Annotated in this window: 9 protein-coding genes and 2 tRNA genes; 3 read left to right on the plus strand and 8 right to left on the minus strand. The window is 41.4% G+C overall.

The genetic code is table 11. The annotated features are described in order from the left end of the window. Window positions 1–41: 41 nt before the first annotated feature. The 3 genes from ABID99_RS24300 to ABID99_RS24310 are packed head-to-tail and all read left to right on the plus strand — an operon-like array spanning window position 42 to window position 2826. A complete protein-coding gene (locus ABID99_RS24300; protein WP_373615376.1) occupies window positions 42–938 on the plus strand; it encodes a tyrosine-type recombinase/integrase in 897 nt (298 codons plus the stop codon). Continuing rightward, entirely contained in the window at window positions 935–1990 is a 1056-nt protein-coding gene (locus ABID99_RS24305; RefSeq protein ID WP_373615377.1) for a hypothetical protein, read from the plus strand. Before ABID99_RS24300 ends, ABID99_RS24305 begins: the two co-directional genes overlap by 4 nt. Window positions 1991–2037: 47 nt before the next feature. After that, a complete protein-coding gene (locus ABID99_RS24310) occupies window positions 2038–2826 on the plus strand; it encodes a metallophosphoesterase (protein ID WP_373615378.1) in 789 nt (262 codons plus the stop codon). Window positions 2827–2895: 69 nt separating this feature from the next. Here the strand turns inward: ABID99_RS24310 and ABID99_RS24315 are convergent, their stop codons facing one another. The 8 genes from ABID99_RS24315 to ABID99_RS24350 form a co-directional block, all read right to left on the minus strand. Then, a complete protein-coding gene (locus tag ABID99_RS24315) occupies window positions 2896–3441 on the minus strand; it encodes an ORF6N domain-containing protein (RefSeq protein WP_373615379.1) in 546 nt (181 codons plus the stop codon). Window positions 3442–3525: 84 nt separating this feature from the next. Further along, window positions 3526–4743 carry a site-specific integrase gene (locus ABID99_RS24320; RefSeq protein WP_373615380.1) on the minus strand — a complete coding sequence of 406 codons (1218 nt, stop codon included), beginning with the start codon at window positions 4741–4743 and terminating at the stop codon, window positions 3526–3528. 249 nt (window positions 4744–4992) lie between these two features. Then, window positions 4993–5066 (minus strand) — tRNA-Asp (locus ABID99_RS24325). Between the two features lie 112 nt (window positions 5067–5178). Continuing rightward, a tRNA-Asp gene (locus ABID99_RS24330) sits at window positions 5179–5252 on the minus strand. Between the two features lie 187 nt (window positions 5253–5439). Beyond that, window positions 5440–7824 (minus strand): hypothetical protein, encoded by a 2385-nt coding sequence (locus ABID99_RS24335; RefSeq protein ID WP_373615381.1) that lies wholly within the window; start codon window positions 7822–7824, stop codon window positions 5440–5442. A 47-nt stretch (window positions 7825–7871) separates the two neighbouring features. After that, the gene (locus tag ABID99_RS24340; RefSeq protein WP_188833573.1) at window positions 7872–9047 is read right to left on the minus strand and encodes a DUF4249 domain-containing protein; all 1176 of its coding nucleotides are present in this window, start codon (window positions 9045–9047) and stop codon (window positions 7872–7874) included. A gap of 9 nt (window positions 9048–9056) precedes the next feature. Beyond that, the gene (locus ABID99_RS24345; protein ID WP_373615382.1) at window positions 9057–11831 is read right to left on the minus strand and encodes a TonB-dependent receptor domain-containing protein; all 2775 of its coding nucleotides are present in this window, start codon (window positions 11829–11831) and stop codon (window positions 9057–9059) included. 79 nt (window positions 11832–11910) lie between these two features. Beyond that, a complete protein-coding gene (locus tag ABID99_RS24350; protein ID WP_373615383.1) occupies window positions 11911–12642 on the minus strand; it encodes a hypothetical protein in 732 nt (243 codons plus the stop codon). Between the last annotated feature and the right edge of the window lie 170 nt (window positions 12643–12812).

A 12812-nucleotide genomic window follows, 5' to 3' on the forward strand; every position in this document is an offset into this window, starting at 1 on the left:
AGTTTGCGACTCACCTCGCGGTATCACAGGATTTTTGTTGGATGAACAAATCAAATAAAAACGATTCAATCGGCCTGCTGTTCCAGCAGGCCTTGAATAAAAAGCTCGAATCCGATCTAAGCAAGCACCACAAAAACAATTTACGCTACGCCTTCAACCATTTCATGGAGTTTCTTGGAGCGGACGGACGTGAAATGTCGATCCGGGAATTGACGACCTCCAGGATCGAAGAGTTCTTACAGCTTTTCGGCTCTTCCGCAACATATTACATGAACAGGCGGCGGGGGCTGAATATACTTTTTAACCTTGCTTCAAGAATGATCGACGAGGATTTGATGGCCGCGAAAAGAACTGAATCCAGGCGGGTTAAAGCAACACTCCATCTGGCTTACGAAAAAGAACAGTTAGAGCCTGTATTTACTTTCCTGAAAGCTAACCACACAAATCTTTACCGTTGCTGCCTAATGACCTACGGATGCCTGCTGCGTCCGCATGAGGAGATCAGGTTGTTAACCAAAAAGCACTTCAGGAAAGATAATACAGAAATTCATCTGGACGGCTCAGAGAATAAGGGCGGCAAAATCCGTGTGGTATACGTGCCGGATTACGTCAGGGAAGAACTGGAGCCGGTATTACAGGAGTTAAAAAGGGAAGATAATATATTCAGTGGTATTAACGAACCTTTCAACCAGACCTATTTTGGCAAGCAATGGAACCGCGAAAAAAAGAAAATGCTAAGTCACGGCCTGATCTATCCCAAACAAACCCTTTATTCTTTCCGGCATACTGCTGCAATTGACGTGTTTCGCCGAACAAAGGATGTTTATATGGTGCAAAAGATCATGGGGCATTCCTCGGTGGTCATCACATTGAAATACCTGCGCAGCCTGGGTGAGTTCGATACTGAAGAATTAAAAGCAGCAGCCCCGGTATTATGATCACATTTTCACGTGAAGAGATATACCGGCTTGTTTGGGAAACACCCATGACGCTGATCGCGAAGAAATATATCATATCTGATGTCGGCTTTCGTAAGTTATGTATCCGCATGGACGTTCCTATTCCAAAGCGGGGACAGTGGGCCAAAATCCAGGCAGGGCATAAACTGAAACAGCCAGTGCTACCGGTGACGGGCAAAATTTATAAACCGGCTGTATTTGAGGAACGACCCGCCGGAGCACCGGTAAAAAAGGTTAGTCAGCTAAAAATTCATACCAGGAAAGTGGCATCCGAAAAGCTGCCTTTCAGGGTGCCTGATCGTCTCGTCAGACCCGAGCCGGTTACGCTCGCTGCCAGGGAGAGCCTCAAAAGACTGACTGATCCGAATTTTCCAGGCATGGCGATGACCGCAAAGCGGGAATTGGATATCAAAGTTTCACCTGCTAACGTAGGACGTGCGCTCCGCTTTATGGATACGCTTATCAAATGCGTGAGGGTACGAGGCTATTCATTTGAACTGCATGACGACGGCAATTATGTTGTGATACGTAACATCAAATTAAAAGTGACATTTCGGGAGCGGACAACCAAGGTGAGGGTATATGATAAATCGTATCGTAATTACGAATGGCACCCGAACGGGAAAGTTGTTTTCAGAATTGAAACGAGGTTAAAATCAGAATGGCAGGATCTCAAAGCAGTTTTGCTGGAAGAGCAATTACCCAAAATACTGGCAAAGCTGGAACTGGCTGCAAAAGAAGAAGAACTTTACCTGGAGAAAGCGCGGATCTGGCAGGCAAACTGGGAGCGGGAAAGAAAAGAAAAAGCTGAATTTGAAGCTCGAAAAAAACAGGAAAAAGAAGCTTTTAAAGAATTGATGAGGGATGCCGAACGCTGGAAGCGAGCTCAGCTCATCCGGGAATATACATTGGCTGTGCAGGATCCCGATCCGCAATGGTTTTCCTGGGCGAATGCCAAAGCAGACTGGCTGGATCCTTATAATCCGTCCAATGATGAATGGCTGAAAGAAGCGGATAAAAATGATTTCTGAAGTTTGAGTGTGCCATCGTTAAATAAATACTAAATACATTTACAATTATGCAATTACAGATAGCCTCGGACCTTCACCTGGAATTCCCGGAAAACCGGAATTATATGGCTTTAAACCCTTTGCAGATAAATGGAGATATCCTTTTATTGGCGGGAGATATAATACCATTGAAAGATATTGACCGTCATAGTGATTTCTTTAGTTTGCTTGCCGACAATTATGAACACACTTACTGGGTTCCCGGTAATCATGAATTTTACCATTTCGATATAGCCAACAGGTCAGGTGTTTTTCGTGAGTCGATCCGATCTAACGTGACGCTGCTTAACAATTCTACTATTGAATTGAACCGGGTCAAGATCCATTTTACGACACTATGGTCGAAAATATCGAAATATAAAGCCCGTTATATCGAACGGGGGATGATGGATTTCAGGGTGATTAAAGATGAGGGCAGGTTGTTCTCGGTCGAAAAATACAACCAAATGCATTCAGATTCCCTGGCATTTCTCGAAACTGCATTGAAGGCTGGAGCGGATAACCGGAATGAGGATATCAGGAACATCGTTGTGTCACATCACGTGCCCACGTTTCAGCATTATCCCAAACAATATTTAGACAGCGTTTTAAATGAAGCTTTTGCAACTGACTTAGATGCTTTTATCGAGGACAGCGGTGTTGACTATTGGATATACGGCCATCATCACGATGCTACACTTGAATTTAATATCGGGAAAACTAAGCTGCTGACCAATCAACTCGGATATGTACATCAGGACGAGCATAGCAATTTTGATCGCGGCAAGACAATAACAATTGAGGCACAGATAGCATAAAGGATTCACTGGCATGGAAATCCATGCCAGTGTTCCTGAATAAATAAAGACAAATTGAATGCCTGTTTTTTAAAAGCTATCAGTATCAGGCATATAACCTATTCTTTTTCTGTCCATCGGCTGTGATTTTTTTTCGATCAGTTCATCGAGATAGCCGAATAGCAAGTCAATATTTTTATCTTGGCTTTCAAGTTTTGTTCTGATACGTTCTATTTCCAGCTTCAACTCTGTGTTATCTATGAGTATTTGGCGTAAGCGAATAAAAATTCGCATGATCCTGATGTTTACCTGAATTGCAGATGCACTGTTTAAAACACTTGAAAGCATGCTGATACCTAATTCCGTGAAAACCATCGGGGCATATTTAATATTATAACCTTGTTTCATGGTGCCATTTTGGCTCCTTGAAATTAAACTATACTCATCTGGTGTAAGTTCAAACATAAAATCTTCGCCTGGAAACCTTTCTATATTCCTTCTGACCTGTCTCTTCAATTGTTTAGTCTCTACCTGGTAGAGCGTTGCCAGATCGCTGTCCAACATTACTTTTTGGCCTCTTATGTAGTAAATCTGTTTTACTACGATCTCCTCGGGTATTAAGTCATTATTTGCCATTGTCATCTTCATCTTAAATTATCAGAACCTTCTTATGAGTTAAGAAACACGGGATAGTCTGCTATCCCGTGTTCGATCACTCAGTCAACTCGCAGCTAACTTTTGCTTCAGCATGCTCATATCCTCACTGATCTTATGATCCATCACCTTGGCATAAATCTGCGTGGTTTTGATACTGGTATGTCCCATCATTTTAGCAACGCTTTCTATCGGCACCCCGTTATTTAGCGTGACCGTGGTAGCAAACGTGTGCCTGGCAATATGGAAAGTAAGTACTTTAGTGATCCCAGACAAATCGGCGATTTCTTTAAGATAAGCGTTCACCTTCTGATTGCTTAATACCGGCAATACCTTGTCGTCGCATTGACATTGCGGGTTTTCGTAGTATCGTTCCATAATTTCGAGTGCGGAAGGAAGCAAGGGAATCCGGGATAACGTATCGGTTTTTTTGCGGTTTGTATAAATCCAGCTCTCACCATCAATTCCTCTTTGCACTTCAGAACGTTTAAGTTTACTTACATCGACATACGCAAGACCGGTGTAACAGCTAAAGAGGAAAATATCCTTCACCAATTTCAGCCGCTCCATCGGCATCTCCTTTTCCGAGAGCGCTTTCAGTTCATCTTTAGTTAGTGCGATTCGGTTAACCTTCGAAGTTTTCGGTTTATAGTTGAGATAAGGATCTACGGTTAACCATCCATTACCAAGGCAGATTCTTACGATTTTTCCAAAATTTTTGATGTATTTGATCGCAGAGTTATTACCGCATTTGCGGATGCTTCTCAGATAGTATTCAAAATCATTTAAAAAGGAAAAGCTAATTTTGGTAACAGGCAGGTCCGATACGTTGAATTGCCATTGCATAAAATCTTTGATGTGCATCAAGCAAGTTGAATAGCGCTGCAAAGTGCTTTTCTCAAATTCATGCCCTACCAGGTTTTGCATCTTTTGATTATGATCTGCGAATACTGCTGTAATTGTTCTTACCTTATCGACCTTTCCGATAAACTTGTTCCTCAAAGTTTCAGCAGTGATTAATTCATCGTGCAGGGTCATGACCCGGTGGCAATCGAAGGCCTTGGATTGTAATCCATCGAGATAATTGTTTAAGGCACGGACATCTTCTTTCGTTCCTGTAAGTCTTCCGGCTTTATTATTCCAGCGGGAGGGTTCACAGGCTCTTCCGGCGGCGGTTTCTGACCGTTTACCGTCAACAGTAAACCGGAGATAAACGGGCATTGGGCCTGATTGATAGTTCTTTGGCTTTTTCAAATAGAAAAGCAGATTGACGTTTGTTCTCATGGAAATGAGGATTAATAGTGAAACAAAATTAATTTTCTCATCACTTGAGCGCAAGATGTTCATTTACCGAACATGCTGCATATCAAACAGTTGCAACGGAATTGGTGAGTCATTGAGCTACTTTGATTGACTCACCGGATTACTCACCTGAATTATGGTTTCAGATGAATAATTTGGATTAGTCTAAAAACAAAAACCCTTCAAATGATATCATTTGAAGGGTTTTGCTCAATTTTAATATTGATTTAGCGGAATGGACGGGACTCGAACCCGCGACCCCATGCGTGACAGGCATGTATTCTAACCAGCTGAACTACCACTCCTCCCGTTTGGGGTTGCAAATATACAAACCTTTTTGATCTACACAAATTGTAGAACTTAAAATAAAAAAAGCTTAAAACACAAAAAAGCCTTACTTTTCAGTAAGGCTTTTAGCGGAATGGACGGGACTCGAACCCGCGACCCCATGCGTGACAGGCATGTATTCTAACCAGCTGAACTACCACTCCTCCGTTTGGGTGTGCAAATATACAAACCATTTTATTCTACACAAATTGTTTTTTCAAAAAAGTTCATTATTTTGAAAATTAAGCACTTTTTTGTGCGGTGTGCCTTTTTTGGTGGCTGTAAATTACTGATATTCAACATTAAATCAGGAAATCACAAAATATAAATCCTGTAGAAATTTAATAGTAGTTAATTCACTTCAAAGCTAAAATATTGGCTTGCGATGTCACCTTGTAACGTAACCCCTTGTACAATTCCTATATATTTCCCTGTTTGATCAGACGTATAAAACGACAACTGATTTTTACCAGCGGCTGAAGTATTGATATCCGGCCCCCAATAAAGCAGGTTTCTGAAATCGGGTAACCTGTTTTTTACTGACTGTTCAGTGTCATATACCGGAGAATAAAACTCACGTTGTAATTGCAGACCTTCATAATCGAGCACTACTGCCTTTGGGTCTATTTCAACACCGCCAAGATCGCCCTTATAAGTTGTAAAGCTTAAGATTCCTTCGTAAACAGATGGTCCCCAATAATACCGGTACGGAACATCTTCCAGCTTACGAACTTTCAACGGGTCAATACCCATAACCTTATCTATGTTAAAAACAGGTACGTCATCAAGCATCACTAAGGGGTCGCCATCTAAAAATCCATTACCATTCAATACTTTGATGTGATACCGTTTTTGCGATCTGTTAACCCAAACCTCCTTTACATACTCTCTCAATACCTCTTCCATTGTAGTAAAGCGGGTATAGTTATCCAAAAGGTAGGTTTTATAGGGGGTTGTATAAAAACCCGAACTATCAACCTGCGGCTCATAAAAGTGCTTGATCTTATTGCCTAAATAAATATTTTGAACCTGCGTGCCCAGGCTTAGTTCTTCAATGGCACTTTGCATGCCCCGGGTTAGGTTAAATTTTAATATTGGGGATTTTGCGAATTGTTCAGAAAAAGGGCTTAAAATATCAATATGATAGGTGGTATCCCGTTCTGAATTGGTTTGAACTACTATTTCGCCGGGACCATAAAGTTGTCGTGTATTAAAAATCAACCTGCCTGTCGAATCGCTTTTTGCGGCATACAGCTGTACCCGTTTTCCCGGGACACTTAAATAAGCTACTACATCTTTGGCAATACCACCGGTTTGCGTATTGGTTATTTTACCGGTAATCAGGTGCCCGTCATACTCTGGCAAAAAACTAAATGCCGCCTGTTTATTACCAAATACATTATCCCATTGAAACCTTCGCCACCCTTGTGTTAGCATGAGGTTATCAAGGGCCGTGTCGGCTTCAGCATCGGAATTTTTGAAATAGTAGCCTGACGATTCAATATTTCCACGTAAATCTGACTTGAGCCACAGATAGCTGAATATTTCGCCGGCATCAATATTTTGTAATGAGTCAATCTTATAAACCGACATTGACAGGTTAGCAGGTTTTACGCGCCCCGAAAAATCTTTGGCAGCGATGTCCACACTTACCTTTTTACGGCGGGTATATGAAGGCTGATCAGCAGAGGCCTCGATAATGAGGTTTTGTTTGGGACGTTTAAAATAAAGCCTTTCGCACACGGGTTGTCTGGCGCTATTGAAAATTGTTAAGTGCGACACTCCTTCGCCCAATTTAGCTTTATCAAGCGTAAAAATGGCACTGCCGTTGTTAAAAGGTGCTGTCATGCCGGCTTTAACCGATTGGCCTGTATGAGCAAACAGATATAATTCGCCAGCTTCAACGCCGGCGCCTTTTACTGTGATCTCCACCCGTGTGCTACCTGCATCTTTTACAGCCATTACATAACCCCGACTTTCAACGGCAGGTAACTCTTTGGTAACAGCCGGGGTATTGCCCGATTTAATAACAGCCGTATAAACATTCCCGGCTATCGGGGTGAATAAAAAGCTGCCAATACCAAATTTCAATGGCCGGAAGCGCGCTACCGTATCGTGCTTCTGATCAACAATAAAACCTCTGCATTCACTTAAGCCTGTACCGTCTGATGCCGTAACCTTAAAAGCAACTTTACTGTTAATACCCGCGACCAAATCTCCCCCTTCCGGGAAAAACTGAACATCGTAGCCCGGTGCCTGTACTTTAGTTATGGCTTCGGGAGATTTTAGAGGATTAATAATGGTAATATTCTTTTCGAAATAATAATCAGGAGTAAAATTTTTCATCCAGTTGGTATAGGCCCTTAACTTATAATTACCATTGCTTGCCGATACTGGTATATAAACAGAGCCACTCCCGAGGCCGTTTTTCATTTCTATTTTAGTTTGGATTATGGCATTTTGCTTGTTGTCCAATACATCAACATATACAACTTTGCTAAGACCAAGCGGCTTATGATAAGTAGCGTCAACGTTATACGCTTTAAACCATAAAATTTCGCCGGTCATATAGGCGCTTTTGTCAGTATGTACAAAAATCTTTTCCTGTACAGTAGCCTGATAGTATTTGTTAAAGCTGTCGGAGATTTGGCTTATAGTTTGCGCCACCCCGTTCACTGACAACAGTAACATGCCGGAAATCATCGGAACCACAGCAAGTTTTTTAATTTCATTCATAGCCAAACCTTATTGATTTATTTTCATGGCATCATTCATAAACTTTTTTATCTCTCTTTCCAAAATGAGGGAGTTTGTACTCGTCCCCTGATCCTGCAATCGGTACATTCAATTGATGAATAAGTATAACCTATTACGTTCATTTTCTCGGTTATATCAAGCACAGGTATTGCATTACCATTAATTATGATGCCCAGTACATCATTTTGTTTGGTTTTGGGATTAAAAAAGAGTGCAGTATCAAGGGGACCGCAATCATATGGATATGTAGGCGCCCAATCGCGAGGGAGATCGGCATTGTCAATAAATACTCTTTTCGATTGAATGTTGGTTACACTTATATAGCCAATAACAGGCTCAGCCGGATCTTTAAGATTGTGGATATTCCCTGTTAACTGCGATGGCTGCGCATCAAATATACTTCCTAATTGCTCCGTGTTTTTCTTCATATTTTCCCAAAACTGATAAGCTTCTTTGGTTAACGCATACTGTTTCAGAAAAATGGAATAACGCATTTCAATCTTTTCAGATGTTGAGGCTATGGTTGTTACCGGTTGCTGGTATATTACATCTTGTGACAGCTTAGCTGATGATCCTATAACTATGGTACTGGATTTGGCCCCCGCAAAGCAGTAATAATTATACTCACTGGGTGGCCGAAAAACAACTGCTTTAGCCACAGGATCAACCATATAGGCCGATTGATATTTAGCATGAAAGCGCCACGTTTCTTCATAACTCCACCTATAATATCGGGAGCTATTGGAAGCATCGTGCGTATTTGCATAAACCTGCATGTTGCCATTTTTAATATTAAACCCTATGCTATCAATTGGCTGTGTCTTTTTTACCTCAACATAGTCAGACGCATACTCTTTATTATCGTTAGTGATAATATGCACACGGTACTTTTTTGACACATCCAGGTTAAGCGCCGGTATAACATAAGTCCCATTTCCCCGGGGTGTAAGTGAATATGCTGTTCCCCCCTCGGCTTCAACAGATACCGCGCAATTATCAACTCCGCTTGTGCTTACATTGCCTGAGATGTTAACCGTTCTGCTTAATTTTATTATGGTTGAATCGCTGCCATTGTTTATTACCCCTTCAACAACCAGGTAATGATTGGGAGAGTCAACAATTTTAGGGTTATAAGGCTTTTTACAGGCATTGTATATGCCCCCCAGCAATAATAAAATTAATATATATCGTTTTCCTTTCATCGCTTTCAATTAAAACCTGATATTGTAATTAATAAATGGAATAGGCTTGGCAAATATGGACAGCTTATACCCGTTAATGACCCCTCCCTGCTCTGTAAAGAATGTCGAATACGCGTTTTGCCTGCCGGTTAAGTTATACACCCCTATTGTAAATGAGTTATGGGTTAATTGGTGCACTTTATGGTTGCCCTCTATGTTCATTGAAAAATCCGACCTGAAATAATCCGGGATGCGGTATTGGTTCCTGTCCGAATAAAATACCCGCTCGGAACCACCATACTCATACTTGGCAATAGGCAGGGTAATAGGCCTGCCCGTGCTGTAAGTAAGATTTAAAGAAACACTGAACCTATGTGAAAACCTGTAGTTACCAATAAAATTAAAAGCATGTGGCTTATCAAAATTTGCAGGATAATAAGCCCCCCCATTAATCAAATCGCCGGCATTAGGATCATTTTGTCTTAAAAACGTGCGCGAATAAGTATAGCTGATCCACCCATTGGCTTTCCCGGTGGCTTTTTTTACTAAAAACTCAATTCCATATGCTTTGCCTTTTGTACCTACCACATCCGTTTCAATATGATGGTTTAATACGAGGTTAGCGCCGCTCTTATAGTCGAGATAATCCCTTAATCGTTTGTAGTAAACCTCGACCGACGTTTCAATGGTGTTTGATTTTAAATTATGATAAAGGCCTAATGATACCTGGTCACCATATTGAGGTTTGATATTGGGATCACTCAGTTGCCAAACATCAGTGGGGGATATGGCAGTTGTGTTTGATAACAGGTGAATATACTGCCTGAGTGTGTTATAGCCGCCCTTGATCGATAGGTTATCGCCCAGTTGATATCTGGCCGAAAGCCTGATTTCGGGCCCCGAATAAGTTTTAATAAACTTACCACTTGCGTAATAGGTACTATCCAACAGGTTGGCGCTTGTTTTGGGTAGGTTAGGCGCATAGTTATACACTGTTTGCGGCCCCAGGAAATTATAGATCGAATACCTTACACCACCGCTTATCGACAGATCGTCGGTCACGTCAAACTTATCGCCCAGGTATAAGGCGCTTTCCAGGGCCTGTTGTGTGGAAACGACATCAGGAGCTACCAATGATTGGGCGCCAAGAGGCTGAAAGCTGCCCGGATGGAGCTTATAATAAATGGAACTTAACCCAAAATCGACAGTATTTTTGCGGTTAAGGTAATAGGTAAAATCCGTTTTAAAATTACTTTGGTTAATATCAAAATTCAGCTTATAAGCATTTACCGGGTTATCGGCGCTTGAAACATCATATTGGTACTTGTCTATCCCGGCCGTAATAACACTGAATAGTTTATTATTAAAATTATGCTTCCATTTTAGGTTGATATTCCTGTTGCTGTAACTGTAAGCAGTATCGCTATTAAGCCTGAATTTATCCCTGCTTATATAACTGGTTAGATACAGGTTGTTTTTATCATCAATCTGGTGGCTTATATCCAGGTTAAGATCATAAAATGAAGCCGAACTGTGCTTGTAGGCATCGGGCAGGAGCTTAAGGAGCCAGTCGGAGTACGTGGTACGGCCTCCGAATGAAAACGAGGTTTTATCCTTGATGATAGGCCCTTCAACATTAAGCCTGCTGGTGATTAAACCAATGCCTGCCGAACCGGTAAATTTCTTTTTATTACCCTCACGATTGGTAACATCCAACACCGATGATAAACGCCCGCCGAACCTTTCGGGGATACTACTTTTATATAGTTCGATATCTTTAACTATGTCGGGGTTAAATGATGAAAAGAAGCCAAAAAAATGCGAGGGGTTATAAATGGTGGCGTCATTCATCAGGATCAGGTTCTGATCGGCCGAGCCCCCGCGTACATTGAAACCTGTCGTTGCCTCTCCTACCGACTGAACGCCGGGCAGGGTAAGCACTACTCTTAATATATCTGCCTCACCAAATACAGTAGGTACTTGTTTAATACTTTTAATATCGAGCCGGTTTACTCCTAACTGAACGTTGCGTACGTTAGCTACTTTTTCGGCAGAGATTTTTACCTCTTTAAGGCTGGTTACCTGCTCCTGCATTTCAATAATGATCTTGCCGTCCGAGTAAAGGATGATCTGCCTGCGGGTATCGCGCATGCCAACGCCCCTAACGCTTAAAACCTGCCTGCCTTTGGGTAATTTGATAGTGAAATAGCCAAACTGGTCGGTAGCTACCCCCGTTTTGGTATTGGTTACATATATGCTGGCACCTGTTACAGATTCGCCCGATTTTGCTTCCTTTACATATCCCGAAAGCGTTGCCGTACCCGCCTCAATAGTGTTGGTTTTGATCCCTATTTCGTATAGCTTATTTTCGGTTGTTGCTTCGGGGATCTTTTTATCTTTATCAAGATCAGTATTAGCCGGGGACACACTTATATTTGCTGCAGTTGCATTGGCAGTTGTAATGCCAAAATAACCTACCGCCAGTCCGGTTTGTATTTCGCGCCCTTTAGTTAAAAACACCTGCTGATGTTTGGTTATGGCGAAACTAAAACCGGTGTTTTTAAAAGCCTGGCTCAATATGGTTTCAATAGGTTTATTGGTTGCCTGCAGAGTTACTTTCAAACTGTCAAACTGCATGGCGTCGTAAAAAAAATGAAAGCCTGATTTTGCTTCCAGCTCTGTTACAAACTGCTCAATAGTAGCTTGTTGAAAGTTTACGCTGATTGATTTTAACGGACCCTGCTGGGCCTGGCACAGTTCAATTAAAATCAAAAAACAGAAACTTAGAAAGTAAATTTTTTTCATCCGGTTATTTTATTTTCCTGCCGTATACATTAATGCTATATTATTTTTGCCCTGTTATTAAATAATAAGGCACGCCGCATTAATTAGTTAAATGATCATAATAAGTAGTTACATCCACTATAGCCTGTTCCTGATTTTCGCGAAAGTCGATATGATTGGCTTTTATATATTGCCGCAACTCCTTCTTTTTATCCTTCAAAACATCTAACAGTCCGCCCTTTCCGCTAAAGCTGAAATAGTTATCCCCTTTTTTAACATAATAATCTTTGGTTTCGCTAAAAAAAGATTCGATGGTGTTGTTTCCCGTGTTGGTTTGGATGCTCTTGGCCCTTTTTACAATGATCCCGATCTTTTTTCCCTGGTATAATTGGTCATAAAAACCGGTAGCAAGACGGGCCTGGCCTGTCGAATCGGTAGTAATGCGTATAAAATGATGGTTGAGCAGCCAGAACTCCGGCACACGCTCGCTTAGTAATGAAATTTTTGTAAAGTGATTATAAAGCAGTATAACCACCAAATCTTTATTCAGGTCATATAACATCGGGACATCGCGATAAACCGCTGCCCCGTATTTTACATCTCCAGCCGTAAATGACTTATTGTCAAAAACATATGCGTTACCTTTTATTATGGGATCATAAAACTCATATTCGGGCCCGTTATATAAGTGTGATTGTTGCCCTATAGCAGTGTGATAATTAGCAATTACGAGGCCTAAACCCGTGCTATCGGGACCCGTTTGTGCAGAAACATGACCGTTTGCCATTATGCCCCAGGTGATAACTAAGGCCAGGAGTGATTTTTTTACCATTTAGGTTTTTATAAAAACGGAATTTACATGACTTTCACTTAATTACCAAACCCCTCTCCCTTAATACACTAAAGCAAGTGTATTAATCGTGTTACATAAAAAAGCGACTGGGCGACTACAACGTACCATTACGAATGAGCTAAAACAGATGCAACAACCATTGTTAAATA

Origin of the sequence: Mucilaginibacter sp. OAE612 (genome assembly GCF_041806395.1) — a bacterium.
GTDB classification, from domain to species: domain Bacteria; phylum Bacteroidota; class Bacteroidia; order Sphingobacteriales; family Sphingobacteriaceae; genus Mucilaginibacter; species Mucilaginibacter rubeus.